General features: G+C 64.0%; 23 protein-coding genes, 1 tRNA gene and 1 pseudogene. 9 read left to right on the forward strand and 16 right to left on the reverse strand.

Translation table 11 applies throughout. The features are described 5' to 3' along the window. Window positions 1-71 precede the first annotated feature (71 nt). Together ACSJJT_RS02000 and ACSJJT_RS02005 are read left to right on the forward strand one after the other, a co-directional pair. Window positions 72-269 (forward strand): hypothetical protein, encoded by a 198-nt coding sequence (locus ACSJJT_RS02000; RefSeq protein WP_435916697.1) that lies wholly within the window; start codon window positions 72-74, stop codon window positions 267-269. 73 nt (window positions 270-342) lie between these two features. Further along, window positions 343-693: a hypothetical protein gene (locus ACSJJT_RS02005; RefSeq protein ID WP_435916698.1), complete on the forward strand. Its 351-nt coding sequence runs from the start codon at window positions 343-345 to the stop codon at window positions 691-693. On the opposite strand, the gene ACSJJT_RS02010 is transcribed toward ACSJJT_RS02005, so the two are convergent. Genes ACSJJT_RS02010 through pdxS form a run of 5 tightly spaced genes read right to left on the reverse strand, consistent with a single transcriptional unit; the run spans window position 679 to window position 5,661 of the window. Continuing rightward, complete coding sequence (locus ACSJJT_RS02010) at window positions 679-2,049, reverse strand: APC family permease (RefSeq protein WP_435916699.1); 1,371 nt, start codon at window positions 2,047-2,049, stop codon at window positions 679-681. The two genes, ACSJJT_RS02005 and ACSJJT_RS02010, sit on opposite strands and share 15 nt — an antisense overlap. Continuing rightward, window positions 2,046-2,750 carry a dethiobiotin synthase gene (gene bioD / locus ACSJJT_RS02015; protein ID WP_435916700.1) on the reverse strand — a complete coding sequence of 235 codons (705 nt, stop codon included), beginning with the start codon at window positions 2,748-2,750 and terminating at the stop codon, window positions 2,046-2,048. Before bioD ends, ACSJJT_RS02010 begins: the two co-directional genes overlap by 4 nt. Next, on the reverse strand, window positions 2,747-4,084 hold the full coding sequence (gene bioA / locus ACSJJT_RS02020) for an adenosylmethionine--8-amino-7-oxononanoate transaminase (RefSeq protein ID WP_435916701.1): 1,338 nt from the start codon (window positions 4,082-4,084) through the stop codon (window positions 2,747-2,749). The genes bioD and bioA overlap by 4 nt, the downstream gene beginning before the upstream one ends. 58 nt (window positions 4,085-4,142) lie before the next feature. Next, a complete protein-coding gene (pdxT, locus tag ACSJJT_RS02025; protein WP_435916703.1) occupies window positions 4,143-4,760 on the reverse strand; it encodes a pyridoxal 5'-phosphate synthase glutaminase subunit PdxT in 618 nt (205 codons plus the stop codon). Window position 4,761: 1 nt separating this feature from the next. Beyond that, window positions 4,762-5,661 (reverse strand): pyridoxal 5'-phosphate synthase lyase subunit PdxS, encoded by a 900-nt coding sequence (pdxS, locus tag ACSJJT_RS02030; RefSeq protein ID WP_500861876.1) that lies wholly within the window; start codon window positions 5,659-5,661, stop codon window positions 4,762-4,764. A gap of 83 nt (window positions 5,662-5,744) precedes the next feature. Here pdxS and pdxR point away from each other — a divergent pair, with 83 nt between their 5' ends. Then, entirely contained in the window at window positions 5,745-7,151 is a 1,407-nt protein-coding gene (gene pdxR, locus ACSJJT_RS02035) for a MocR-like pyridoxine biosynthesis transcription factor PdxR (protein ID WP_435916704.1), read from the forward strand. A 51-nt stretch (window positions 7,152-7,202) separates the two neighbouring features. Here the strand turns inward: pdxR and cysK are convergent, their stop codons facing one another. The 4 genes from cysK to otsB all read right to left on the reverse strand — a co-directional run bounded on the left by cysK (window position 7,203) and on the right by otsB (window position 10,824). Further along, window positions 7,203-8,138, reverse strand: coding sequence for a cysteine synthase A (gene cysK, locus ACSJJT_RS02040; RefSeq protein ID WP_435916705.1), 936 nt, complete (start codon window positions 8,136-8,138; stop codon window positions 7,203-7,205). Window positions 8,139-8,208: 70 nt separating this feature from the next. Further along, complete coding sequence (locus tag ACSJJT_RS02045; protein WP_435916706.1) at window positions 8,209-8,436, reverse strand: sulfurtransferase TusA family protein; 228 nt, start codon at window positions 8,434-8,436, stop codon at window positions 8,209-8,211. After that, the gene (locus tag ACSJJT_RS02050) at window positions 8,433-9,437 is read right to left on the reverse strand and encodes a YeeE/YedE family protein (RefSeq protein ID WP_435916707.1); all 1,005 of its coding nucleotides are present in this window, start codon (window positions 9,435-9,437) and stop codon (window positions 8,433-8,435) included. Before ACSJJT_RS02050 ends, ACSJJT_RS02045 begins: the two co-directional genes overlap by 4 nt. A 493-nt stretch (window positions 9,438-9,930) precedes the next feature. After that, a complete protein-coding gene (gene otsB, locus ACSJJT_RS02055; protein ID WP_435917028.1) occupies window positions 9,931-10,824 on the reverse strand; it encodes a trehalose-phosphatase in 894 nt (297 codons plus the stop codon). Window positions 10,825-10,948: 124 nt separating this feature from the next. Between otsB and ACSJJT_RS02060 the strand changes: the two genes are divergently transcribed. Continuing rightward, window positions 10,949-12,352, forward strand: a complete 1,404-nt coding sequence (locus ACSJJT_RS02060) for an alpha,alpha-trehalose-phosphate synthase (UDP-forming) (RefSeq protein WP_435916708.1) — start codon at window positions 10,949-10,951, stop codon at window positions 12,350-12,352. A 124-nt stretch (window positions 12,353-12,476) separates the two neighbouring features. Here ACSJJT_RS02060 and ACSJJT_RS02065 read toward each other — a convergent pair. From ACSJJT_RS02065 to dnaG, 4 genes are all read right to left on the reverse strand, one after another. Then, window positions 12,477-12,549: transfer RNA gene (locus tag ACSJJT_RS02065), tRNA-Asn, on the reverse strand. 103 nt (window positions 12,550-12,652) lie between these two features. After that, window positions 12,653-13,168, reverse strand: a complete 516-nt coding sequence (locus tag ACSJJT_RS02070) for a hypothetical protein (protein ID WP_435916709.1) — start codon at window positions 13,166-13,168, stop codon at window positions 12,653-12,655. 4 nt (window positions 13,169-13,172) lie between these two features. Beyond that, window positions 13,173-13,985, reverse strand: coding sequence for a sigma-70 family RNA polymerase sigma factor (locus tag ACSJJT_RS02075; RefSeq protein ID WP_435916710.1), 813 nt, complete (start codon window positions 13,983-13,985; stop codon window positions 13,173-13,175). Between the two features lie 87 nt (window positions 13,986-14,072). Continuing rightward, window positions 14,073-15,926, reverse strand: a complete 1,854-nt coding sequence (gene dnaG, locus ACSJJT_RS02080; RefSeq protein ID WP_500861877.1) for a DNA primase — start codon at window positions 15,924-15,926, stop codon at window positions 14,073-14,075. 83 nt (window positions 15,927-16,009) lie between these two features. On the opposite strand from dnaG, the gene ACSJJT_RS02085 reads away from it, so the two are divergent. Further along, window positions 16,010-16,768: an ABC transporter permease gene (locus ACSJJT_RS02085; protein WP_435916711.1), complete on the forward strand. Its 759-nt coding sequence runs from the start codon at window positions 16,010-16,012 to the stop codon at window positions 16,766-16,768. Window positions 16,769-16,789: 21 nt separating this feature from the next. On the opposite strand, the gene ACSJJT_RS02090 is transcribed toward ACSJJT_RS02085, so the two are convergent. Beyond that, complete coding sequence (locus tag ACSJJT_RS02090) at window positions 16,790-17,908, reverse strand: HD domain-containing protein (RefSeq protein WP_435916712.1); 1,119 nt, start codon at window positions 17,906-17,908, stop codon at window positions 16,790-16,792. A 48-nt stretch (window positions 17,909-17,956) separates the two neighbouring features. Further along, window positions 17,957-19,174, reverse strand: a complete 1,218-nt coding sequence (gene dusB / locus ACSJJT_RS02095; protein WP_435917030.1) for a tRNA dihydrouridine synthase DusB — start codon at window positions 19,172-19,174, stop codon at window positions 17,957-17,959. A 65-nt stretch (window positions 19,175-19,239) separates the two neighbouring features. Between dusB and bluB the strand changes: the two are divergent. Beyond that, a pseudogene (gene bluB, locus ACSJJT_RS02100) lies at window positions 19,240-20,974 on the forward strand (5,6-dimethylbenzimidazole synthase). A gap of 3 nt (window positions 20,975-20,977) precedes the next feature. On the opposite strand, the gene ACSJJT_RS02105 reads toward bluB, so the two are convergent. Further along, entirely contained in the window at window positions 20,978-21,724 is a 747-nt protein-coding gene (locus ACSJJT_RS02105) for an NUDIX hydrolase (protein ID WP_435917031.1), read from the reverse strand. 98 nt (window positions 21,725-21,822) lie between these two features. On the opposite strand from ACSJJT_RS02105, the gene nadA reads away from it, so the two are divergent. From nadA to nadC, 3 genes are read left to right on the forward strand one after another with little or no spacing between them, the layout of a single operon-like run. Beyond that, a complete protein-coding gene (gene nadA / locus ACSJJT_RS02110) occupies window positions 21,823-22,830 on the forward strand; it encodes a quinolinate synthase NadA (RefSeq protein WP_435916713.1) in 1,008 nt (335 codons plus the stop codon). Beyond that, entirely contained in the window at window positions 22,823-24,403 is a 1,581-nt protein-coding gene (gene nadB / locus ACSJJT_RS02115; protein ID WP_435916714.1) for an L-aspartate oxidase, read from the forward strand. Before nadA ends, nadB begins: the two co-directional genes overlap by 8 nt. Continuing rightward, a complete protein-coding gene (gene nadC, locus ACSJJT_RS02120; protein ID WP_435916715.1) occupies window positions 24,400-25,290 on the forward strand; it encodes a carboxylating nicotinate-nucleotide diphosphorylase in 891 nt (296 codons plus the stop codon). Before nadB ends, nadC begins: the two co-directional genes overlap by 4 nt. Window positions 25,291-25,354: the final 64 nt, after the last annotated feature.

The following is a 25,354-nucleotide window of genomic DNA, read 5'->3' on the forward strand; positions in this document are numbered from 1 at the left end:
ACCGTCACCTTCCTGGCAGCGGTTTTCGCCCTGTCCGAGCCGAAGGGGTCTTCCGCTACTCCGGCGAGCTCATGGCCACTCACGCGAAATCCTCCTCGAATCGCCTTCCGTTGTGGGTCTTCACCGTCGCGTCGATGACGACGGAGGTTCTCAGCCTCGACGCCACCATCATCCTGCTGACACCGATCGTCCTGACGACGACAAGACGACTCGACGCCCGGCCCGAACCCACCTTCGGACGCCTCACCGCCGTCATGGCCCTGCCATAGCTGGCGTCCATCAGCATCGAATGGTTGGCGATGCATGTCGAGTTCCGCGAGAAACTCTCCGGAAAGGTCACTGATGGTACTGAGGTTCGTCCATCACAACGGGAGCTTCGCAGTCGGGCCGGACGCGCCCTGCGCGCCACCAAGCCCCCTCTTCCTGTCCTTCGTTCTGTGTCTGGGAATCATCGTCGAGGCCATCGTCAGCAACGGGCTGGGAGACCTCATCAACCGTCTCGTCCTCTCCGGCCAGACCTCGCTCGGCCTGCTGGCCGTCGCCGCCATCACGGCTCTGTTATCGAACCCCATCAACAACCTGCCCGCATCGGCAGATTCACCCGGCCAACCCTGCTCACCGTCCCCGCGAACATCCTCTCTCACGGTGTGGGCGATGAGCGGCCTCTTCGGGATGGAATCACGCTTGATGTGAGGTCAATTTCCCAGCCTGACGTGACCTGTGCGTCCGAGCGATGATCGCACCGATGACACCAGCCGCGAGCCAGCTGAGGCCCACGATCCGCGTCATCTCCTCGGTCTTGGCCACGGCGATGAGCAAGGTGATCGCACCCAGGATCGGCACCATGAGGTGACGCACCCATGTGTGTGACCTCTCCTTGAACACGCACTGGACAATGACGTCAGCGTGCAGGAAGACGTAGCTTGACAGCGCACCGAAGGTCACCAGGGTCGTCATCGTCTCGACGTGGGAATCGAAGGCGACAGCCAAGATCGAGGTGACGGCGGCGACGGCGACGATGGCCACCCACGGCACACCCTTGGAATTGGTACGTGAGAGCAACGAGGGCATCACCTTGTCACGAGCCATCGCGAAGACCAGGCGGGCCGTCGAGGAGTGGGCGACGACCAGACAGGCGAAGATGGCGACGAAGGCGTTGACGACGATGAAGACCAGGGTGAACCAACTCGGGCACACCTGATCGACGGCGTGGTAAAAGGCCCGGTTGGTCGCTCCTCCGGCAGCGAAATGGGTGGTGTCGGAAACCAGCCCGGCGGCCAGCACCTGTACCCCGAAGACAACAGCGAGCAAGCCAACGAGGCAGAGAGTCGCGATGCCGACGGCTCGTCCTCCCCCGCGGGCCTCCTCGTTGAGGGTGGCGACGGCGTCGAAACCGAGGTAGCTCAGGGCGGCGATGGACACTGCGGAGGCCACCGACGCCCACGACGTCCCGGGGCGCCACAGGGCATGCCAGCTCCACACCACGTCACCGCTGGCCACCGAGCTACCTACGCACACCAGGAAGATGGCGATCGTCCCCAACTGGATGGCCAGCAAGACGATGCCAACTCGGATGGTGACCGTCATTCCCTGCAAGCTGAGGGCCATGGAGGCCAGCACGAAGACCACGGCGAAGATCCCCCTCGGCACGCTGGGCCAGATGTGGGCCAGGGCGACAGCCGAGAGCACCGTCAGCAGGGCGGGCATGAGGATGTAGTCGAGCAGGATGAGCCATCCGGCGATGAACCCAGGAGTGCGACCCAGGGAGAACCGGGTGTACCCATACACCGATCCAGCGACCGGGAAGCGCAGGGACATCTCCCGGTAGCTGATCGCTGACAGCCCCATCACAGCTGCGGCCACCAGGTACACCAGCACCGGCACCCCGCCTGACCGGTTGACCACCGGGCCGAAGACGGCAACCGGGGCCATCGGGACGAAGAAGAGCAGTCCGTAGACCACCAGCGAACCAAAGGGAAGTTGACGGTTCAGACTGGGCTGGTAGCCCAGGTCCTCCAACTGGGAGTCGGGGGCGAGGGTTGCGCTCACTGAGCGTCTCCAAATGTCAGGGCGGTCTGCTGGACGGCGTCGGGGTCCTCTCCGATGCCAGCAGGAACAACTCCGGCCAGCGGGGCTCCGGCGGCATCCTCGATCTCCTCGAGGTTGCATTTCTCGGCCAGGTCAGGCTCGGCCGGCCAGGAACCGATGATGATGGCGTCGACCTGGTGCCCGCGATCGCGGATGGCGTTGCAGGTCAGTCCGGTGTGGTTGAGGGTGCCCAGCACCGAGCGGGTGGCGACGACGACGTGGGGTGCGTGGCCGCGACGCGCCAGGGAATCCATGAGGTCGAGGACACCGGCCCCGTCGTTGTCCAGACCGACGAGGATTCCCCCGGCTCCCTCAACGAGGGTTACGTCGTGACCGTCGGAGTCAACGAGGACTCGCGCCGCGACCTCCTCGATGGAGGGAATCGTCATCCCGGCGCGGGCAGCCGAGGTCGTCGGTGCCAGTGGCTCAGGACAGCGTACGTACTCCGCCAGATTGTCGGCATCAATACCTGCGAGGCGACCTGCGTCATGGACGTCGCCGGGTTCCTCAGGGGCCAACCCGGTCTGGTAAGGCTTGATGATGAGGACGTCCTTGCCTGCCTGCTTCAGGGCCGAGGCGATGACGGCGGTGGTGACGGTCTTTCCGGCGTCGGTGTCGGTTCCGGTGACGATGACAATTCCGTCGAGATCGGTGATCCTCATGAGTCCTCCTGTGATGTGTTCTCCACCTGATCTGTGACGACCGTCCGTATTCCGGCAGCCATCCTCACGAGATCGTCCTCGGTACAGATGTAGGGCGGCATGGCATAGACGAGATCACGGAAGGGACGCAGCCACACCCCGTTCTCGACCCCGGTACGGGTGGCGCGACGCATGACGATCGGGTTCTCGACCTGTACAGCTGCGATGGCACCGAAGACACGCACGTCGGTGACACCATTGAGGTCACGCAGCGGCACCAGCTCACGGGCCATCACCTTGTTGATCCGGGCGACGTCGTCCTCCCAGCCACCCTGGGCGACGATACCCAGGCTGGCCGCGGTGACTGCGCTGGCCAGCGGATTTCCCATGAAGGTCGGCCCGTGCATGAGGGATCCGCCCGGGCCTCGGCTGACCTCACTGGCCAGCTCGTTCGAGCACAGTACCGCGGACTGGGTCATGTACCCGCCGGTCATGGATTTCCCGACGACCATGATGTCGGGAACGATGTCGGCCCACTCGCAAGCGAAGAGCTTGCCGGTGCGACAGAGTCCGGTGGCGACCTCGTCTGCGATGAGGACGAGGTCAAGGTCATCGGCACGCTGGCGAAGGTGCTTCAGACATGCCGGAGACCACGGCCACATGCCGCCCGCCCCCTGCAGGACCGGCTCGACGATGATGCCGGCCAGCTCGTCGCGGTGCCCATCAAGGATCTCATCAGCCTGGACACACCAGGTCTCGACGGCCTCGGTATCGGCATCGAAGGCGGGCGGACGGGGCAGAAAGAGTTGTTGGGGAATCGAGTCGGAGAACATGGCGTGCATGCCACCAACCGGGTCACACACACTCATGGCGCCGAGGGTGTCGCCGTGGTAAGCACCGCGCAGCGCGGCGATCCGAGTACGGGTGAGGGTGCCACCACGCGCTGCAGTGCGCGCAATCTGCACCTGACGAGCCAGTTTGAGACTCACCTCGACACCCACCGAGCCAGAGTCGGCCAGGAAGACCCGATCCAGTGGCTTCGGGGCGAGATCGACGAGGGCCTTGACGGCGTCAACGGCTGCCTGATGAGTGAGACCACCGAACATCACATGGCTGAACTGGCAGCTCTGACGGTTCAGGGCCTCGTCGAGGACGGGGTTGCGATAACCATGAATCTGGCACCACCACGAGGCCATGCCATCGATGACCTCGTAGCGGCGCTCCCCGTCATGGAGCTGCAACCGAACTCCGTCAGCGGCGGTGACGGTAAGCATCGGGTCGGCCCCGACCGTCGGGGCGTAGGGGTGCCAGACATGGCGCCTGTCGTATTCGAGAAGATGCTGTTCAGGACTCACAGCGCAGAATGCTAGTCGTCTCCCTTGAACAGTGTTCAGGAGGGGTCGGACTTGGCCCTCACACAGCCTGGCGGCCCCTGCCGGACAGCTCATCCAGCCACATTCGGTGTACTCGGTCGTCGGTCGTCTCCTCGGGATGGAAGGAGAGGGCGAGGATGGCTCCCTGTCTGACCCCGACGATGGCTCCGCTGGCCTCACCAGCTTCGTCAGGCAGCCTCGAGATGACATCGACACCGGGCCCGATCCGGGTGACGATAGGGGCGCGAATGAAGGTGGCAGGAATTGCCTTGCCCACACCGTCGATGTCCAGATGTCCCTCGAACGAGTCGAGCTGGGATCCGAAGGCATTGCGCCGCACGGTGACGTCAAGCAGGCCAAGGGTCTGCTGATACGTGGCAGCGTCCTCGAGCTCCTTCGCCAGGACGACGAGACCAGCGCAGGTGGCCAGTACCGGCAGACTCCCGGCGATGGCTTCGCGCAGCGGGTCAGCGAGCCCGAAGGAGCGCATCAGCCTGTCGATGACCGTCGACTCCCCACCGGGAAGGACGATCCCGTCGAGTCCGTCGAGATCAGCCTCCCGACGGACCCGACGAGTCGTCGCGCCAAGCGATTCAAGAACCTCGACGTGCTCGGCGAATCCGCCCTGCAAGGCGACGACCCCGATGAGCGCAGCCACCTCACCAACCCCGCTCGGCGAGACGATGCGGTGCCGGGACGTCGGCAACGTTGATGCCAACCATGGCCTCGCCCAGACCACGGGAGACCTCGGCGATGGTGCCGGGATCGTCGTAGGCCGTGGTGGCCTTGACGATGGCAGCGGCACGGGCAGCAGGATTGCCGGACTTGAAAATGCCTGACCCGACGAAGACGCCCTGGGCACCCATCTGCATGACAAGGGCGGCGTCAGCCGGGGTGGACACACCACCAGCAACGAAGAGCACCACGGGAAGCTCACCGGTACGAGCCACCTCGGCGACGAGGTCATAGGGAGCCTGCAGCTCCTTCGCGGCGACGTAGAGCTCGTCAGGAGACATGCTGCTCAGACGTGCCATCTCGCCTCGAATGGTGCGCAGGTGACGGACAGCTTCGGAGACGTCACCGGTACCAGCCTCACCCTTGGAGCGGATCATGGCAGCACCCTCGGTGATCCGACGCAGAGCCTCGCCGAGAGTGGTCGCGCCACAGACGAAGGGGACGTCGAAGGCCCACTTGTCGATGTGGTTGGCGTAGTCAGCCGGGCTAAGCACCTCGGACTCATCGATGAAGTCCACCTTGAGGGACTCAAGCACCTGAGCCTCGACGAAATGACCGATTCGCGCCTTGGCCATCACGGGGATGGACACGGCGTCGATGATCCCGTCGATGAGGTCAGGATCACTCATCCGGGCCACTCCGCCCTGGGCCCGAATGTCAGCAGGGACGCGCTCGAGGGCCATGACGGCACAGGCTCCGGCGTCCTCGGCGATTCGTGCCTGCTCGGGAGTGACGACGTCCATGATGACGCCGCCCTTGAGCATGTCGGCCAGTCCGCGCTTGACCCGCGTGGTTCCAGTGGTTGCAGTGATGTTCTGAGTCATGAACCCCATCGAATCGGCAATTGTGGTTCATGACAAGATCCATATGTGACCACTTTTGTTGGACCGCTTTGCGGGTGGACGGGATGAGACCAGACCTCGTCGTCGACGTGCCGCTGGATCTTCCTCGAGATCCCCGACCGCTGCCGGTGCGGATCTGCGAAGGAATGCGCGGGCTCATCATGGACGGGGTGCTCGCCCCCGGTGACCACCTGCCGAGCACCAGGGCGTTGTCCGCACAGCTCGGGGTGTCCCGCGGTACCGTCGTCGCCTCCTACGAGCAGCTGGAGGCCGAGGGGTATCTCGTCGCAGCGAGCGGGTCGGGCACCCAGGTCAACCCTGACCTGCGAGGTCTCCACCGACGCACCGCGACGCCGATCCTTCCCCCATCTCCTCACCGTCGTCACGGAATTGACCTCACACCCGGGGCACCTGACACCGCCGGACTGGCGAACTCGGCCTGGCGATCGGCCTGGCATCGAGCCTGTGTCCGACCGCGCCGGATCACTGATCCGTTGGGGTCCCCACGGCTGCGTCATGAAATCGCCGAGCACCTGCGTCAGATGCGAAGCCTGCTCACGGACCCGCGTCAAGTCGTCGTCACCGGCGGAGCCCGCGCCGGGCTGGCCGAGCTCGTCCAGGTGCTCTGCGATGGATCTCGACACCTGACGATCGGGGTCGAGAGCCCTGGGTACCCCAGTTTGAGGAAGGTACCGACGGCACTTGGCCATCACACCGTCGGGCTGCCGACTGATGATGAAGGACTTGACCCCGATGGCCTCCCGACCGGACGTGACGCGACGGATCTGGATGCAGTGCTCATCACGCCGAGCCACCAGTACCCCTGGGGAGGATCCTTGTCGGCGAGTCGTCGTGCTGCCGTCATCGAATGGGCTGAGCGGGCGGATTGTTGGATTGTCGAGGACGACTTCGACTCCGAGCTGCGTCACGTCGGTGCTCCCCTCCCGGCGTTGGCCTCTCTGGACGAGGAACACACCATCTTGTTGGGCACCTTCTCGTCCGTCCTCACACCCACCTTGGGATGTGGCTATCTCGTGGTCCCACCCGACCTTGTTCATTCGTTCGCAGGACAGCGCCTGGCCACCGGCCAACCCGTTCCGGCCATTGTCCAGCAGGCCGTGGCGGACTACCTGTCGACCGGGGCGCTACGGCGTCGTACCCAGCGGATGCGTCAGGTGTACCGACGCCGTCGCCACACCGTCATCGAGACCCTGGGATCGGTGCCAGGAGCGACCTTGCAGCCCATCGACGGCGGACTGCACGCGGTGCTGCTCTTTGCCGGATCGGAGGAGGAGGTCGTCCGGCGGTGTCGTCGCGAGGGGGTTGGCGTCACTCCTCTCTCGACCTATTGGGGCTCGACCGATGCCCACGTGTCTGGGATCGTGCTCGGATTCGGCAGCCATGATGACGACACCTTGTCAACAGCGCTGACGACGATCGCTCGGGTGATCGCCGACCACACTGGCTCGTGACACACATCGGCCGGCACCCCGTGGGGTACCGGCCGATCCGCGAATCAGTCGTCAGCCGACGAGACCCTCGAAGAGAGCGGTCGACAGGTAGCGCTCACCAGTGTCGGCGATGACGACAACGATCGTCTTACCGGCGAACTCCGGACGAGCTGCGACCTGACCAGCGGCCTGCAAAGCGCCACCACCGGAAATACCCGTGATGACGCCCTCCTCCGCTGCGGCGCGACGAGCCAGCGCGATGGCCTCATCACCGGGGACCAACAAGATCTCGTCAATGACGGACTTGTCGAGGTTTTCCGGCACGAAGCCCGGCCCCCAGCCCTGGATCTTGTGCGGGGCCTTCTCACCCTTGGTGATGACCGGGGACTCGGCGGGCTCGGCGCCGAAGGTCTTCACCTCAGGGTTCTTCTCTTTGAGGTACTTGCCGACGCCGGTGATGGTGCCGCCAGTGCCGATGCCGGCGACGATGGCGTCAACCTTGCCCTCGGTGTCGTTCCAGATCTCCTCGCCGGTGGCGTCGTGATGGATCTGAGGGTTGGCCGGATTGTCGAACTGGCTGGCCAGGATGGCGCCAGGGGTCTCCTTGACGATCTCGGCGGCCTTGGCGTTGGCACCCGGAACGCCGTCAGCGCCCGGGGTGAGCACGAGCTCGGCACCCAGCAGACGGATGATGGCGCGACGCTCCTTGGACATCGTCTCGGGCATGGTGATGATGACCTTGTAGCCGCGAGCTGCGCCGACGAGAGCCAGACCGACGCCGGTGTTACCGGACGTGGCCTCGACGATGGTTCCACCGGCCTTGAGCTGTCCGGAGGCCTCCGCCGCGTCGATGATGGACTTGGCGATGCGGTCCTTCACGCTGGAAGCCGGGTTGAAGAACTCCAGCTTGGCCAGCACGGTGGCCTTCGACTCCGGGAAGAGTGTGTTGATCTTGACCAACGGGGTGTCGCCGATGAGTTCGGTGACGTCGTGAGCAATCTTCGCCATGGTGTCAGTCCTTTCGATTGAGGTTTGAGTCAGTCAGTGTGCGATTCTGATGTGCACAGATTCGTGTGAGTCATGCCTTTTCGACGGTGATCGTCCAGCCGGCATCACCCACCTTTCGGAAATCGGTGACCGGGTACCCGGCCGTGGCAGCCCATTCCGGGATGGACTCGGTGGCCTGAGTGCAGTCGAAGTTGATCGTCAGCCGGTCTCCGACAGGCAGTTCAGCGATAGCTTTCTGAGCCTCGACCAGCGGGAACGGGCACACCTGCCCACCGGTCTCGAGAACATGGGTGGTCATGACACTCCTTCAGTGACGGTGGCGGTTGGCAGCGTCCCCAGTCCGGGGCCGCGTCGGGTGAAGCCGAGCACGAAGACCTTCGTGCCGAGACCCACACCCAGGAACATGAAGAGGAAGGCGATCCATCCCTGGAAGCTGAACTGAGCGGTCTCGACCATCGCGTTACCGATGGTGCAGCCTCCGGCCCAGCTGGCCCCGACTCCCATTCCAAGACCTCCGACGATCGACTTGACGACCTGGGTGGAGTCAGGAACCCGGACCCGAAACTCGCCGGATACCTTGGCGGCGATGAAGGAGCCGACGAGGATGCCAAGCACGAGCAACACTCCCCAGTCGACGTAGGAGGCATCGCCGGTCACCGCCCACTCCAGCAGGTTGCCGGTCGGGGTGGTGATCCCCAGCCCGGCGTGACGACCCGCAGCCTCGCTGAGCGGGTAGGTGATGATCGCGATCACCGAGATGAGGGCCGCGGTGAGGAACGGATGCCACTTGGCCTCGAAGAGCCAGTGCGCGACACCTGTCTTCTCCGGCGGAAGGGTGGCGACCTTTCGGGTCGGCTTGCGCAGCTGACGCCACACCAGGACGCCGACGACAAGGGCCAGGACGATGGTGGGAATCCAGGGAGAGATTCCCAGAGCAGGGATCGTCGTCACCGGAGCCGTGAAGGACCGCACCGACTGGTTGAGCCCCGACAGGGCGCCATACTTCATGGCCGCCGCGCCAACTGCGTAGAACACCAGGGCAATCCAGGATCCGACAAGACCCTCACCGCTACGGAACCAGGTTCCGGTGGCGCACCCGCCGGCCAGCACGATCGACACGCCGAAAAGCAGCCCTCCAACGATGACGCCGAGCCATGGCAGCGCCTTCCAGGCGAGGTGAATGACGCCGAGTTGGGTCAACGTCGTGACACCGATGGCCTGGAGGGCGATCACGAGCAGAAAAGCTGTGATCCACGTGGTGCTCCTGGCAACCCACACCTGACGAAAGGCGTTCGTCACACAGAAGCGACCGCGTTGCATAACAAAGCCGAAAGCAATTCCAACGAGTAAGCCGGTAAGGATCATGGGGTAATTCCGTTCAGAACAATCCTGCGACATCATTGCGATCTTTTCAAAAGCACGCAGATGGGAGCGGATTCAAGGATGGACATGGTGTGCGCTGGCGTGGACACGAGGGACGTGACGTCTCTTGCCCGGGTCTCTGCGATCAACCTAAGATCAGCAACAACACCGACACATCGAACACATCATCATGATGGAGCTCATGACCGATCGACCGGCACGATGACCCCAGACACGGTGTGTGTTCACCTTTTCGTCCTTCCATTCATGAACCATGATCGATGATTTCGTCGTGACGTCCATCAGCTTTCCCGGGACTGCCCCGCAGCCGCGCCACAACGTTCATCAATGGCGTCTGAAATCAGATAATCACAGTTGACTTGAGGTTTCAAAAAAAGGGCGATTTTGTCTTATATTTCAAGACTGTGTATCACTTTGTGGGACGCACCCGGTCTGCGAGTGCTGACAGGAAGGCCGAGACCCCTTCGGTCTGGTCACAGATGATGTCGGCGTGATCGGCCATGGACGGCTGCTCGTCAGAGTAGCTCACGACGCGGGCACCAGGGTGACCCTGCGCGATCCACTCCGAGATGGCCTTAAGGGCAGGAACGTCCCCCAGGTCGTCACCACACATGATGACGACCCGCGGCGTCACCTCGTCAATGAGCTCGCGCAGGGCCTGGGCCTTGGTGACCATGGCGGACTTGAGCTCGATGATGTTGCGTCCGTCCTCGCAGTGGAGATCCAGTTCCTCGGCGATCTCACGGGCTCTCGGCACTGCGGCGGCCAAGGCGTGAGCCGGATCAGCGGCTCGGCGAGTGTGCAGGGCGACAGCACGACCCTTGTCCTCGATCCGACAGCCACGATCACGCGAATCCTGCTGGCCAAGTTCCTCGGCGAGCTGCTCGAGACGCCTCTTGGCGATGCGCACCGACTTCGGCACCTCCGGGTCCCGCAGCGCCCCGGATGCGGCGTCGTAACGCTCGACCCCGTACTGTCCCAGCACCACCAGGTGCTCCAGACCCGGAGCCTCGTCGACGGCGGTCATACGCCGCACTGCGGCCACGTCGCGTCCGGTGACGATCGCCATGGTGGCCAGCTTGCCGTCCATCCGTGACATCGCCTCTCGGGACTGTTCGGCCATGGCCGAGTCGGCGGGATCGTCGACGATGGGGGCGAGAGTACCGTCGAAGTCCAGGGCAAGCAGCACTGAGCCCGGGTCGGCGGCGACGGCGTCAAGAAGCCCCCTTCCGGCATCCGTGAGAGGGGCCCACGACTTTTCTGCTGGGGCAGGACGGTCAGTCATGGCCCCATCGTCACACACATCGGCCCCTTGGCGGACTCTCAGCCTCCAAATGGCAAGGATCATCCTCGCCGGGAACTCCTGCTTGATAGCGTGAAAGTGGGCCTGCTGTGCGGCAGGAGCTCCATGAGAGGTGTGATCAGAGATGTCGGAGACCGTCCAGGACAAGGTTGATTTCCTTGTCATCGCAAACCGCCTGCCCGTGGACCGAAAAGTCGACGATGAGGGTCACGTCAGCTGGCAGTCCTCCCCCGGTGGTCTGGTGACGGCGCTTGAGCCGGTCATGCAGCGCAAGGGCGGCGCATGGATCGGCTGGCACGGTGCTCCCGACGAGGTCGTCGAGTCCTTCCATCATGATGGCTACGACATCCACCCGATCCCTTTGAGCGCACAAGAGGTCGAGGAGTATTACGAGGGATTCTCCAACGCCACGTTGTGGCCGCTGTATCACGACTGCGTCGTCGAGCCGGTCTTCCACCGCGAGTGGTGGGAGGCCTATCAGAAAGTCAACAGGCGCTTCGCCCAGCAAGCCGCCGAGCAGGCTGCCGAGGGGGCCACGGTGTGGGTGCAGGATTATCAGCTCAACCTCGTCCCCCAGTACCTGCGCGAGATGCGCCCCGATCTGCGCATCGGGTTCTTCCTCCACATTCCATTCCCCCCAATCGAGCTCTACAGCCGTCTGCCTTGGCGCGAGGATCTCGTCGAGGGCCTATTGGGGGCTGACCTGGTCGGATTCCAGACTCCGGGTGCTGCCGCCAACTTCCTGCGTCTGGCCAAGCGTCGTCCTGGTGTCACGGCCTCTCGCGGTCGCGCGCACACCCCCGACGGACGCGACGTCGTCGCCCGTGACTTTCCGATTTCCATCGACTCGCGTGGATTCCACGATCTGGCCACGTCGGAGAAGGTCCAGGTCGAGGCCACCAAGTTGCGCGAGGATCTGGGCAACCCGGAGACGATCATCTTCGGCGTCGATCGTCTGGACTACACCAAGGGTCTTCGTCAACGCATCCGCGCCGTGGGAGAGCTGTTCAAGGAGGGCAGGCTCGATCCACATGAGGTTGTCTTCCTGCAACTGGCCACCCCGTCGCGTGAGCGCGTCGAGGAGTACAAGATCCTGCGTGATGACATCAACCAGCTCGTCGGCCAGATCAACTCCAAGGTGGGCACGATCGCCAATCGTGCGGTGGTCTACCGCAACGAGTCGGTGCCCCGTGAGGTTCTCGCCGCCATGTACCAGGTGGCTGATCTCATGCTCGTCACTCCGGTGCGCGATGGCATGAACCTCGTTGCCAAGGAGTACATCGCATGCCGGTCCAACGACGACTCAGCCCTGGTGCTCTCCGAGTTCGCAGGTGCTGCTCGTGAGCTCAAGCAGGCCTACATGGTCAATCCGTACGACATCGACGGCATGAAGGCCACGATCATGAAGGCCCTCACCGACTCGCCGAAGGTCAAGGCCCGCAAGATGCGCTCGATGCGTCGTCAGGTCTTCGACAAGACGATCGATGTGTGGGCCGATAACTTCCTCACCGAGTTGGAAGGCCGCTGACCGGATGATCAAACCGTTGACGAGGGAGCGGCCGGTCGGTAAACACTCCGCTGGCCACTTTCACGTCCATGAAAAATGGGCATGGAAAATCCCAGATCTGGAATGGGATCTGGGATAACCTGCGCTCCCCCGACTGGACTCGAACCAGTAACCCTCTGATTAACAGTCAGATGCTCTGCCAATTGAGCTACAGGGGATCAACGCCCTGGCGCGAGATAAAACACTAGCATCACCCATTGGCTGATGCCAAATCGATCGCGTCAGCCACACTCTGCGACCGGTCATGTCAGGTCGGCCCCGTCAGCCCCACTCCTTCTTCAGGGCGTCAGTAGCCTCCAACACCTTTTGCCGAGTCTCGGGATCATTGAGATCAGCGGATTCCCTGGCCATCGCCGTCCAGGTGATGGAATCCTCCGCGTCGGCCAGATGGCCGGCTGGAATGCGTCCGGCAATGAGGACATCTCCCCCACGCACCGGGACGCTACGAGTGGCTGCAATGGACTCGGTGACCCGCGCCCGGAACACCTCAGGGATCTTGCCGGGCCTCTCGAGCACCACCGAGGCGCCGGCCCCGTCCAGGAAGTCCCATGTCAACGTCGAGGTGTCACCGTTCCATCCCCCGTGGACGATCTCGTGCCAGGCCACCGCGGAGTCCATGTCGTCGGCGAGGACGACGAGTCCTTCCGTCACCGCGATGACGGTCGTGCCCTCCCCTCGCCCGCAGGCGAGCACCTTGACGTCGTCGAAACCGAGTACGGCTCGCGTCCGGGTCATCTCCTCGGAACTGGGCCCTTTCGTCCACCACATGGTGTCCATCCTGTCACGCCGCCCCAGCCTGCTGCAGACGACGACGCAGGCGACCGAGGGCTCGCTGCTCGATCCGTCTCACGCTGGACGCCGACATCCCCAGTTCCTCGCCAACCGCCTCGTAACTCATGGGATCTCCCTCGAACCCGTGGCGCAGGGACACCACATGCCGTTCTTGCCCTGGTAGAGCGGTGAGCAGATGGGAATCCAGACCCACGGGCTGGTTCTGCGGGGCCGCAACGTGTTCCAAGAGGTTGCTGTCGATTTCCCAGCACTCACCACGTCGCCGCTCAACCCACATGATGTCCTTGCCCATTCGTTCAGCAATGTCCTTACTACTCGGTACCTGATGGGATCGCACGGTCAGCTCTTCCTCGACCCGGGCAACCTCCGCCGACTCCCTCATTGCGGCCCGGGACCTCGCGCCGCGTAGGCGCACCACCTCCTCACCGATACGACGACGGATCCATGTCCAAGCCACCGTCGAGAACCGGGCGCCACGACGCTCGTCATACCTCTCGATGGCCTCCCCCAGCCCGACGCAGCCAGCCTGGACCAAGTCCTCGAGGTTGCACCGATGGGTTGAGGCCGCCTGACGGGCCTGGGTGAGCACCATCGCGAGCATCTGCCGCCAGAGCGCCTGCCTGGCTGCTGCCCCGTCAGCAGAAATCACAGTCAATTCGGTGACGGTGACCGGCGTCGTGGCCAGGAATCGTCCGGACAGGATGGCGTCAGCGATCACTCCGGCATCGAGCCTGCGAAAGAGCTCGTGCTCGTCAGTAGGGTCCAGGGCGACGACACCATCGATGAAATCCGCGTATCTCATGGTCTGACGATGACGCGCACCCGACCACGACGAAAACCTCTCATCTCCCATCTGTGGACACAGAAAAAGTTGTCCACAGATGTCACATCAGGCTGAGGTGGCCCCTCCCGCGACAATGAGGCTCTTACGTATCGCCTCGAGAGTGACGAGATCAGAGAACATGTCGTTATAGAGCTTGCGGTCCTGGTTCGGATTCGTGCGCTGTAGGCGTGATTTGAGGTTCGCGATGTCATCGGTGATCGACAACAACCGCACCCTGGCTGCGTAGGCCTCCGCGTAGTCTCGGCCGGGCTCGTCGCGCAGCACTGGCTCCACAAGCAATGCCACCTCAAGTTGCCTCACCTGCGGATCCGGTGTCGCCTCAGTGACCTTCTCCGCCCATCTGTCCTGCCCACGGGGCACAGCCATGACAGCCTCGAGCACGGCCTGGTAGGCCGGATGGCGCAGATCCTCAACCTCGACCTGGTCCCATTCCTCGTCGAAGAGGTCAGGATGTTGCAATGCGAGCTTGAGGAATCCTCGCTCTGCTGACAAGGAGACGTCTGCCGGATCCGGCCACGGGATACCTGGGCTCTGCTCAGGCTGAGGCTGCGGAACGGCGGTCAGCTGCGGCTCAGAGCGACGCCGCCGTCGGGCGCGCGAAACTTCTCGACGCACCAGGTCGATGTCAGCACCGACCACCTGGGACAGCTCCCGCAAATAGCCGTCGACGAGGGACTGATCGCGAATGCTCGTGACCAGAGGCGCTGCCGCCCTGATCGCGGCAACGCGACCATCTGCGCGGTCAAGATCAAACTGACTGACCGTGTTCTCCATGACATAGCGGTACAGCGGAACCCGACGCGCCACCAGCTCGCGAACGGCTTCTGGACCTCGCTGCATCAGGAGGTCACACGGATCTAGCCCTGTGGGCTCGACGGCAACGTAGGTCTGCGCGGAAAACTGGTTGTCGCCACGAAACACTTTGAGGGCAGCCTTCTGACCGGCGGCGTCACCGTCAAACGTGAAGATCACCTCACCATTGAGGGAGCCGCTGTTGCCCATCAGCCGCTGTATGAGTCGGGCATGGTCCTCGCCGAATGCCGTTCCACACGCTGCGACAGCTGTGTCGATGCCAGAAAGGTGTGCCGCCATGACGTCGGTGTATCCCTCGACGATGACGACCTGGCTCTTCTTGCCAATATTGGCGCGAGCCATGTCCAGGCCATAGAGAACGTGGGACTTCTTGTAGACCGGAGTCTCGGGGGTGTTGACGTACTTGGCCGGCAGTCGGTCGTCGTCATAAACCCGTCTGGCTCCGAAGCCGAGCACGGATTTACCGGAGTCCTTGATCGGCCACAGTACGCGTCCCTGGAAGAAGTCCCAGCCCTGGGAGCGCACCAAGCCGGATTCGATGAGGGCCTTGGGCGTGAATCCCTTGGCCAACAGGTGGTCACGCAGCACGTGACCACCGCGCGGTGCGTATCCCATCCCAAATTGCACCGCGGCATCGTGGGAGAATCCACGACCCGCGACGAAGTCTCGCGCGATCTGGCCCTCCTTCGTCGACATTTGGGCCTGGAAGAACTCCGCGGCCGCTTCGTTGGCGGCCAGGATCTGCATACGCAGACCTGGTTCCAGCCCGGGACGACCGTCATCAACGATGCGCAACTGGACACCGACCTTGTCGGCAAGATGCTGGACCGCCTCGACGAAGGTGAGATTGTCGATCTTCTGAACGAACGAGATGGTGTCGCCGCCCTCGCCGCAGCCGAAACAGTAGAACAGCCCGCGAGAAGGGGTCACCTGGAAACTGGGGGTCTTCTCATCGTGAAAGGGGCACAACCCTTTCAGGGAACCGCCACCAGCATTGCGCAGGGCGACGTACTCTCCAACAACCTCGTCGATCCGCGCCCGTTCCCGGACCAGCGCGATGTCCTCCTCGTTGATCCGGCCAGCCATGTCCACGATCCTACCCACCTGACCTGGCCAGGGCATGCTGCCCATGTGTGCAGCCGGATCCGATTGGTGCCAAACTGGCCGACGTGACCGTAAATCCTACTTGGCAACTCGCGTTGGCGATGGTCCTGCTCGTTGTGCTGGCCGTCGTCGCATCCCTTCTGGGCCGTCTGGGTATTGCCAAAGCCTCCGTCATTGCTTCTGTGCGCGCGGTGGTGCAGCTCGGAATCGTCTCCGTCATTCTTGTTTATGCTTTGGCTCACATGTGGGCGGCATGCCTGTTCACCGTATTCATGTTCGCCATTGCGGTACGTACGACAGTGAATCGTTCCGGAGTCGGCAAGGCCTGGACCTGGGCCACAGTCGCCATGCTCGCCGGCGTCATACCCGTTCTTCTCATCATCTTCGCGACGGGTTGCGCGCCGTTCAGCCCCGCTTCCCTCATTCCGGTGGCCGGCATCATCATCGGTAACATCATGAGCGGTCACACCTTGGCGTGTCGTCGATTCTTTGCCGATCTCCGGGAGGAAATTGGCACCTTTGAAGCAGGTTTGGCCGTCGGTTTTCCGCGCCGTGACGCCATTGCGCTGGTCACTGAACCCAGCGTCACTGAGTCAGTGCTTCCAACTGTCGATCGCACCGCGACTGTCGGCTTGGTGACCTTGCCAGGAGCCTTCGTCGGTGTGCTCCTGGGAGGCGGGTCGGCCCTGCAGGCAGGCGCTGCACAAGCCCTTGTTCTCATCGGTATCCTGGCCGGTCAGGCAGTCACTGTCGTTGTTGCTCATGAACTCGTGAAACGGGCGAAACTCTTGCCTCATGATTTGGCAGACAAACTTCATCCCTGAGGGCGGAAGGGATGGGGGTTCTCAAAAGCCCCTCCCCATACCCCTGGGGAGACGACGTCGATCCCATCCCAACAGATCCGTCGCTTGAGAGAAAGCAAATTGATCTGTCATTCCTCCCACATATGCGACGACTTGACGTATACGGTCACCCTCAGTCTTTAAAAACTCCGTAGGTACCATATTCATATGGCTTTGATAATATGTCACCAACCCATGGAGAACCTCAACGACAGCCTCGGACTGACCCAGTGACTCAGGCCTGGTGTAGATCCGCTCATAGTTAAAAGCTCGCAACGCTGCCAGGGCTTCTGCAACGTCTGCGGCCATCCCTACGTGGCCCGTGGCGCAGGTGGTGTCGATGACGCATCGGATGAAGACCGACAGCTGGGTGCGTCGATCCGTCCCGGCCACCTCGACGACGGCTTCCGGCAGGTCTGCCACGGTGACGATCCCGGCTTTGACGGCATCCTCCAGGTCATGGGCGCAATAGGCGATCCGGTCAGCGAAGGAGACGATCTCCCCCTCGACGGTGCTGGGGGCTGGACGCGACCAGGAGTGGTTCCGGATACCGTCCAGGGTCTCCGCACACAGATTGAGGCTCGCCAGGCTGACGTCGGCTCCCCACGGCCCGTGGTCGAAACCTTCCGGGATGAAGGCGTCAAAGGCCTGCTCCGACGCGTGGCCTCCCGGGCCGTGGCCGCAGTCGTGCCCCAGTGCCATGGCGTCGGCCAGCGTGACATTGGCTCCGACGCCAGCCGCAATGGACCGGGCCACCTGGGCCACCTCGAGGGCATGGGTCAACCGGGTGCGCTGGTGATCTGTGGGATGGACGACGACCTGGGTCTTGCCTGCCAAACGCCGGAAAGACGTCGAGTGGACGATCCGGTCCCGATCACGCTCGAAGCAGGTACGCTCCGGATCCGGCTCCTCCGGGATGGCGCGATTCCCCGCACCGTGCGCACGGGTGGCTCCCGGACGCAGGAGAAGGTTCTCCCTGTCCTCCCGAATCTCCCGTCCGACGACCTCCCCGGTCTCGATTCGGGCACTACCTGACGGATGGGCATGGACGATGTCGTCAAGGCCACGGTGACCCGCCATCGTCAGAGCCCAGGCCCGGGCCCGCTCCCCCACTTCGCACATATCCCCATCTTGTCCTAACCACGGTCGCATAACCAGCTCCAGGTGGAATCAGCCCCCGGACGCATCAATTTCGGCAGCGGACAAGTCATCGTCGTCAAGGGTGCGAGAGTCCAGCCACCCCTGCGGCATGACGACTTTTCGTCGAGGTGCGCCTTGACGACCCCGGGCTTTTCCAAGTTCTTTCACCGGGAAGGGGGCATCGTGGTCAAGGGTGGCCAGCAGGGCATCGAGTTCGTCGAAATTGGATATGTGCCCAAGGGCGTGACGTGTTTCTCCCCCTACCGGGAAGCCCTTGAGGTACCACGCCATGTGTTTGCGCATATCCACGAGGCCATGCATCCCTTGGTACTTCACCAACAGTTCGGCATGGCGACGGATCATGACGCAGACCTGTCCCAGGGTGGGCAGGGTCGTGGTGTCACGCCCGGCAAAGGCATCGGCCAAGTCACGAAATAGCCACGGGCGGCCCAAACACCCGCGACCAACCTCGACGCCGGAGCATCCGGTGCGCTCGACCATTGCCAGCGCGTCACCAGCCTCCCAGATGTCACCATTTCCGATGACGGGGACGTCGACGGCCTCGACGAGGTGGCCGATGGCCTCCCAGTGGGAGTGCCCGGTATAGGCCTCGGCAACGGTGCGGGCGTGCAGGCACACCGCAGCCGCCCCAGCATCGACGGCGACGCGGGCGGAGTCGAGATAGGTGATGTGGTCAGAGTCAATGCCGATGCGGGTCTTGACGGTGACGGGAACGCCAAAGGCGTCGCCGGCCTGGACGGCAGCGGAGACGACGGCTGCGAAACGGCCAAGCTTCCACGGCAAGACTCCCCCGCCGCCCTTGCGGGTAACTTTCGGCACGGGACAGCCGAAGTTGAGATCGACGTGATTGACCCCATATCTCTCACACAGGATCGACGTCGCCTCACCCACCATTCCTGGGTCGACCCCGTAGAGCTGGACTGACCGGATGTCCTCACAGTCGGCGAAGGCAAGCATGTCGTGCGTCTTGTGATCCCCGTACACCAAACCCCGTGACGTGATCATCTCGCAGACATAAAGGCCCGCGCCCTGTTCGGCACAGAGCTGGCGGAACGCCGCATTGGTGACGCCTGCCATGGGCGCCAGCACCACTGGTGTGTTCACCGACACGGTTCCACCGGAAGGCGCAGTCAAGGTCAGGGGATGGGAAAGCACCAGCCCATGGTAAACGTGGCAATCTGGTTCACCAGAAACCGTCGTGCTTGTTCCTGTGGCATGAGGAGCCATCACGACCGAGATGTCCACAGCATCCCGGCGACATGACGCTCTAGGTCGCGCACTACCCTCATGCCGTGACCAACCCTGACGAGAACCCATCCACCAGCCAGCGCTGGAACCGCCCGATTCCCCGAATCGGGGACACGACCTCCTCGGCCACCCGAGCCGCCGACCCCGCCGGTTGGTCTTTGGGCGACGAAGTGCAACGGGGGCTGGAGGCCGCCGTCGACGGGCGGCGAGACATTCGCCGATATCGCCACGATGACGTCCCCGAAGAACTCGTCAACACAGTGTTGTGGGCCGGTCACCGCGCTCCAAGTGTTGGCCACAGTCAGCCGTGGCGGTTCATCGTGGTTCGCGACGCCGACATTCGCGATCGGGCCGCCGTCATGGCCGACCGGGAGCGACTGCACCAAGCTGACGTACTGACCCCGGATCGTCGCGCCCAGCTCCTCGACCTTCAGCTCGAGGGAATCCGGGAAGCGCCAGTCGGCGTCGGGGGTTCTGGGACGCAATACGTTCACCGATGCCGACCTGTGGAGTTGCGCCTGCGCCGTGGAGAACATGTGGCTGACTGCCCGTGCCCACGGACTCGGGATGGGGTGGGTGACCCTTTTCCAGCCCGCCGAGCTTGCCGCCCTGCTTCACCTTCCCGAAAAGGTGGAGACCCTCGGTTGGTTGTGCCTGGGCTGGCCTGACGAACGTCCCCCGGCCCCGGGACTCGAGCGACGCGGCTGGTCCCGACGATTGCCGCTGGCCGACGTCACCCTGGCCGATTGCTGGCCCGACGATGGTCAGCCCAACGCCCCCGTCTCTGCTCTCCGGGAGACCCTGCACTCACCCGAGCGCAACCGGGTGGTGGCAGCCCACGACGACGCCGACGAGCTCCTCACCCCGCCTGGATCCCTCGGCCTGCTCGACCAGACCTTGGACCGTGTCGAGGCGGCGGGTGGAACTGAGATCACCGGCGGCACCCTCGTCCTGGTCGGGGCTGACCACCCGGTCGCCGACCTGGGGGTGACGGCCTTCGATCACACTGTGACCCATAACGTCATGGCTGCCTCGGTTGCCGGAACGGGGCTGGGTGTCTCAACGGCCGCAGCCGCTGGGCTCTCCCATCTCGTTGTTGACGCCGGGGTCGCCCAGCCGGTGGAAGGTGCTCGTTCCATACGCGTTCCCGGCGAGCGCGGCGACCTTCTGCATACTGACGCCATGACCCCAACCCAGGTCGAGGCCCTGCTGTGCGATGGTCGAGCCCTGGGCAAGGAGTCTGCCGAGACCGGCCTGGTGTGTCTGGGAGAGGTCGGTGTCGGCAACACCACCGTCGCCACCGCACTGGCCTGCGCCCTCACCGGTCTGGATCCCGCGGAAGCCGTCAGCCTGGGAGCCAGCAGCGACACCGCCATGGTGGAGCGCAAAGCTGAGGTCATCACAACTGCACTGGCCCGCACCCATGCCAGCCCCGACGACCTCGTGCATCTCTTGGCATCCCTCGGTGGACCGGAGTTCGTCGTCATCGCCGGGGTGTGTCTGGGGGCGGCCCAGGCTGGATCCCCCGTCGTCCTGGACGGGCTGGCCACCAGCGTCGCGGCCCTCATCGCCGCCAAACTGTCGCCAGGCCTCCACGGCTGGCTGGTCTCCTCCCACGCGTCCCGGGAGCACGCCCACCAGACCGTGCTGGCCGAGCTTGGGCTGGAACCCCTCATGGAATTGCGGATGCGAGCCGGTGAAGGCGTTGGCGCCTGTCTTGGAGCCCAGATGATCCTCACCGAATTGCAGGTTCGGCGCACCGCCGCGCGAACCCGCTGATTGTCACGAGGGCCTGTCTCGTGATCCTGGCCTGAGCACCGCAAACGGATCAGTGACCTCGTAGTCGTGCCGGGTGAAGGTCCAGGTTGCCGGTGGACGGCCTCCTCGTTCCCCCGATCCCTCCAGGTGCCCGGTCTTGACGATCTGGCCACGGCGACGCAGCACTCGCGAGAGGTTCGTGACGTCGACATCATGGCCCAGACAGGCGCAATAGATGTCGCGCAACTGGGCCAGGGTGAACTCTGCTGGCGCAAGGGCATGGGCGATGTTGGTGTAGGAGACCTTGCCACGCAGTCTGACGACAGCTTCTTCGACGGCCTGAGCGTGGTCGAACGCCATCGGTGCGGACGCCCGCACCGGTAGCCAGCGCGCTCCCCCGCGAGCTTCGACATCGGGGGCCATCAGACCGAGGTATGTCGTCGCAACCGTCCTCTCGAAGGGGTCACGTCCGGGCTCGGAGCGCGTCGACAACTGCTCGTGGTGACCCAACGACGTGACGTCCACCAGCCCCTTGAGGTGTCGGAGGACAGCCTGCTCCATGGTCTCGTCGACCTCGAGTGGTCCCCCGGGTAGAGCGGGTGTCCCGGTGAACGGTTCACGAGCACGATCCTTGACCAGCACCTCGAGATCAGCACCCGGGACCCTGACGACGACGGCCAGTACCTCGTGACGATACTTCGCCACCCCGCGCCGATCTCGATAGGTCGGACGCGGGGCGGACTCTCCGGTGCCACCGTCAGCCGTTGTCATCACGGGATCAGCTTATCCGGATACCTCGACGATCTAGTTTTCGTCTTTGTGTCGATTAGTTCTAGACTGGGCATCGATTACCTGAAAGGAGTCATTCCGTGACCACCACCTGCGCCACTACCCGCGTTTCCTCAATCTGGGCCGACGATGTCCGTCACCTCGCGAAGGAGCGCGACGCAATCATTCTCGCCCACAACTACCAGGCTCCCGAGATCCAGGATGTGGCTGATCACGTCGGCGACTCCCTGGCCCTCGCACGGCTGGCCGCCACGAGTTCGGCAAGCACCATCGTGCTGGCCGGGGTCCACTTCATGGCCGAGACCGCTGCACTGTTGTGCCCCGACAAGACCGTCCTCATCCCTGACGCCCACGCCGGCTGCTCCCTGGCCGATTCCCTCACCGTCGAGCAGCTGCGGGCCTGGAAGGCCGAGTATCCCGACGCTGCCGTCGTCACCTACGTCAACACCACCGCCGAGGTGAAGGCCGAGTCCGACGTCTGCTGCACCAGCTCCAATGCCGTCGGCGTGGTCAACTCCCTACCTGCCGACCAGGACATCCTCTTCGGTCCTGACCAGTTCCTCGGCGCCCATGTGCGTCGCATGACCGGACGCCACAACATGCACATCTGGATGGGCGAGTGCCACGTGCACGCCGACATCTCCCCCACCGAGTTGTGCGACCAGGTCAAGGCCAATCCCGAGGCCGACCTGTACATCCACCCCGAGTGCGGCTGCACGACCAGCGCCTTGTGGCTGACCAGCAACGGCGACCTTCCCCAGGACCGTACCCAGGTGTTGTCGACCGGCGGAATGCTCGATGCCGCCCGCGCCACCCGCAACAGCCACGTCCTGGTCGCCACCGAGACCGGCATGCTCCACCAGTTACGTCAGGCCAATCCCGACACCACCTTCACCGCGGTCAACCCGGATGCCGTCTGTCCCTTCATGAAGATGATCACCTCGGAGAAACTGCTGCGCTGCCTGGAGACCGGGACCGAGGTCGTCACCGTTGATCCCGCCGTGGCCGAGAATGCTCGCACAGCCGTCGAGCGCATGATCGCCATCGACGCGACGGCCACCACGGTCACGGAGTCGGCCCATGTCTGAGCATCAGTACGACGTCCTCGTCGTCGGCAGCGGGGCCGCGGGCCTATCCTGCGCCCTGGCCGCTGCTGAGGCCGGACGCTCCGTGACAATCATGACTCGCATGGGGATCGACGACTCCTCCACCGATCTGGCCCAAGGTGGCTTGGCTGCAGTCTGGAGCAAGGATGACTCCCTCTCCCTCCATCTCGACGACACCATCACGGCAGGTGCTGGGCTGTGCCAGCGCGACAACGTCGATGACTTGGTTCGACACGCCCCGCAGACCCTGCGTCATCTCATGGACCTCGGAGCTCACTTCGACGCTGGGGCCGATGGCGAGCCGGATCTCCACCTCGAGGGAGGCCACCATGCCCGTCGAGTTCTCCATGCTGAATGCGACCGATCCGGACACGAGGTCCATCGCTGCCTCAGCACTCAGGTGAGGGGAACCGGGATCACCGTCCTGACGAACACCCGTCTCATCGACCTCATCATCGGTGCAAGTGGAACGGTGCGCGGTGTGACGGCTCTGTCTGGCGGACGTACGGTGACGATTCCGGCCCGTTGCGTCGTGCTGGCGACCGGGGGTATCGGTGCGCTGTGGTCGACCACGTCCAACCCCTCGGTGTGTCACGGCGACGGGATGGCGGCTGCCTTGCGCGCCGGGCTGACGATCCGCGACCCCGAGTTCATGCAGTTCCACCCCACCGTTCTCTTCCTCCCCGGGCAGCAGGGCCGGTCTCCCCTTGTCTCGGAGGCGGTGCGCGGCGAGGGTGCCGTCCTCCTGGACATCACCGGTCGTCCCATCATGACCAGGGTCCACCCGCTCGCCGATCTCGCACCCCGCGACGTCGTCTCTGCGGCCGAGCACGAGGCCATGGTCGCCACCGGGTCTGACCACGTGCTCCTCGACGCGACTGGTTTCGGCGAGCAGATGTGGCGGCATCGCTTCCCCACGATTCTGGCGAGCTGTCGAAAACACGGTATCGACCCCTGTACCGAGCCAATCCCGGTCGCTCCTGGAGCGCATTACCACTGCGGTGGCATCGCCGCCGGCATGGACGGACGCACCTCGGTTGCCGGCCTGCTGGCCGTCGGGGAGGCTGCCTGCACAGGGGTTCACGGGGCCAATCGTCTGGCCTCGAACTCCTTGACCGAAGCCCTCATCACCGGCGAGCGCAGCGGGCGCTGCTCCATCAGTCCCACTGGCCCAGTCTCCTCGACGACCCACCTCCCTGAGCACCCGCGTCATCATCGCTGGCTGCCGGGCGAGCAGTTGGAGTCCGTGCGGGCCATCATGGACCGCGACGTCTTCATCAGTCGCAATGCCACCGGTCTGCAACGGGCCCTCCGAAACCTGCACCGGATGACTCCCACCGAGGATCTAGAAGATGCCACCCTCACCGCGACCAATGCCGCTCTGGTAGCGACGGTCTTGGCGACTGCGGCCCTGTGGCGCACGGAATCCCGGGGAGCTCATCGCCGCAGCGATCATCCGCGACAGAACCCGTCCTTCCAGCTGCACACTGACCTGCGCCTCGTTGATGGACGACCCACGGTCATCACGCGCGCGCAGGAGGGGAGGGTCGCATGACTGCGCTGCCCGACAATCTGGCCCGCACCCTCTCGGGACGGGGGCTCGATCCCGACCTCGTCGTCAGAACCATCGAGACCTGTCTGGACGAGGACCTGCGCGGCGGCACTGACGTCACCACCGAGTCGATCTTCGGTACGTCCACCGGACGAGCCGACATCAGATCTCGTCAGAAAGGCTGCCTGGGCGGGGTTCCGGTCGCCGCCGCCGTACTGCACGTCCTGGCCGACCGCACCGGAACTAGTGTCGAGTTCACCACCCACCTCGACGACGGCGCCCGGGTCTCCCTCGGCGACACCGTGGCGACCGTTTCGGGACCGCTGCGCACTGTGTTGGTGGCAGAGCGCACCATGCTCAACCTGGCAAGTCATCTTTCCGGGGTGGCGACGGCCACCTCCCAGTGGGTTGATGCCCTGGCAGGCACCGACACCAAGGTACGCGACACCCGCAAGACCCTCCCCGGTCTGCGTGACCTCGACAAGTACGCGGTGCGCTGCGGAGGTGGGCTCAACCATCGCATGGGATTGTCGGATGCTGCCCTCATCAAGGACAACCACATTGCCGCTGTCGGGTCTGTGACCGCCGCTGTCAACGTGGTGCGCTCCCACCAGCCCGACATCGTCTGCGAAGTGGAGTGTGACACCGTCGACCAGGTGCGCGAGGCCGTCATGGCAGGGGTGACGGCGATCCTGCTCGACAACATGGACGACGCCCGCATGACGGAGTCAGTCGGCATCTGTCGGCCTCGCGGCGTCGTCACCGAGGCGTCCGGTGGCCTGACACTCGAACGAGCCAAGGACGTGGCCGCAACCGGGGTCGATTACATCGCAGTGGGTGCCATCACTCATTCCGCACCGGCGCTTGACCTGGGCCTGGACTTCGACTGAGCCGTATCCGTACGAATCACGCGAGAGGGCTGGTCCCCGTGACGGATACCAGCCCTCTCATCGT

This window comes from Cutibacterium nasicola (genome assembly GCF_051303185.1).
Lineage (GTDB): Bacteria > Actinomycetota > Actinomycetes > Propionibacteriales > Propionibacteriaceae > Cutibacterium.

Coding starts and splice junctions, on each gene's coding strand:
- ACSJJT_RS02070 (WP_435916709.1), bottom strand. CDS start 13,168: ATGGACACCATGTGGTGGACGAAAGGGCCCAGTTCCGAGGAGATGACC.
- ACSJJT_RS02005 (WP_435916698.1), top strand. CDS start 343: ATGGTACTGAGGTTCGTCCATCACAACGGGAGCTTCGCAGTCGGGCCG.
- nadB (WP_435916714.1), top strand. CDS start 22,823: ATGTCTGAGCATCAGTACGACGTCCTCGTCGTCGGCAGCGGGGCCGCG.
- ACSJJT_RS02000 (WP_435916697.1), top strand. CDS start 72: ATGGCCACTCACGCGAAATCCTCCTCGAATCGCCTTCCGTTGTGGGTC.
- ACSJJT_RS02090 (WP_435916712.1), bottom strand. CDS start 17,908: ATGTGCGAAGTGGGGGAGCGGGCCCGGGCCTGGGCTCTGACGATGGCG.
- cysK (WP_435916705.1), bottom strand. CDS start 8,138: ATGGCGAAGATTGCTCACGACGTCACCGAACTCATCGGCGACACCCCG.
- ACSJJT_RS02060 (WP_435916708.1), top strand. CDS start 10,949: ATGTCGGAGACCGTCCAGGACAAGGTTGATTTCCTTGTCATCGCAAAC.
- dusB (WP_435917030.1), bottom strand. CDS start 19,174: ATGGCTCCTCATGCCACAGGAACAAGCACGACGGTTTCTGGTGAACCA.
- bioD (WP_435916700.1), bottom strand. CDS start 2,750: ATGAGGATCACCGATCTCGACGGAATTGTCATCGTCACCGGAACCGAC.
- ACSJJT_RS02075 (WP_435916710.1), bottom strand. CDS start 13,985: ATGAGATACGCGGATTTCATCGATGGTGTCGTCGCCCTGGACCCTACT.
- pdxR (WP_435916704.1), top strand. CDS start 5,745: ATGAGACCAGACCTCGTCGTCGACGTGCCGCTGGATCTTCCTCGAGAT.
- dnaG (WP_500861877.1), bottom strand. CDS start 15,926: ATGGCTGGCCGGATCAACGAGGAGGACATCGCGCTGGTCCGGGAACGG.
- ACSJJT_RS02105 (WP_435917031.1), bottom strand. CDS start 21,724: ATGACAACGGCTGACGGTGGCACCGGAGAGTCCGCCCCGCGTCCGACC.
- ACSJJT_RS02045 (WP_435916706.1), bottom strand. CDS start 8,436: ATGACCACCCATGTTCTCGAGACCGGTGGGCAGGTGTGCCCGTTCCCG.
- pdxS (WP_500861876.1), bottom strand. CDS start 5,661: ATGACTCAGAACATCACTGCAACCACTGGAACCACGCGGGTCAAGCGC.
- nadC (WP_435916715.1), top strand. CDS start 24,400: ATGACTGCGCTGCCCGACAATCTGGCCCGCACCCTCTCGGGACGGGGG.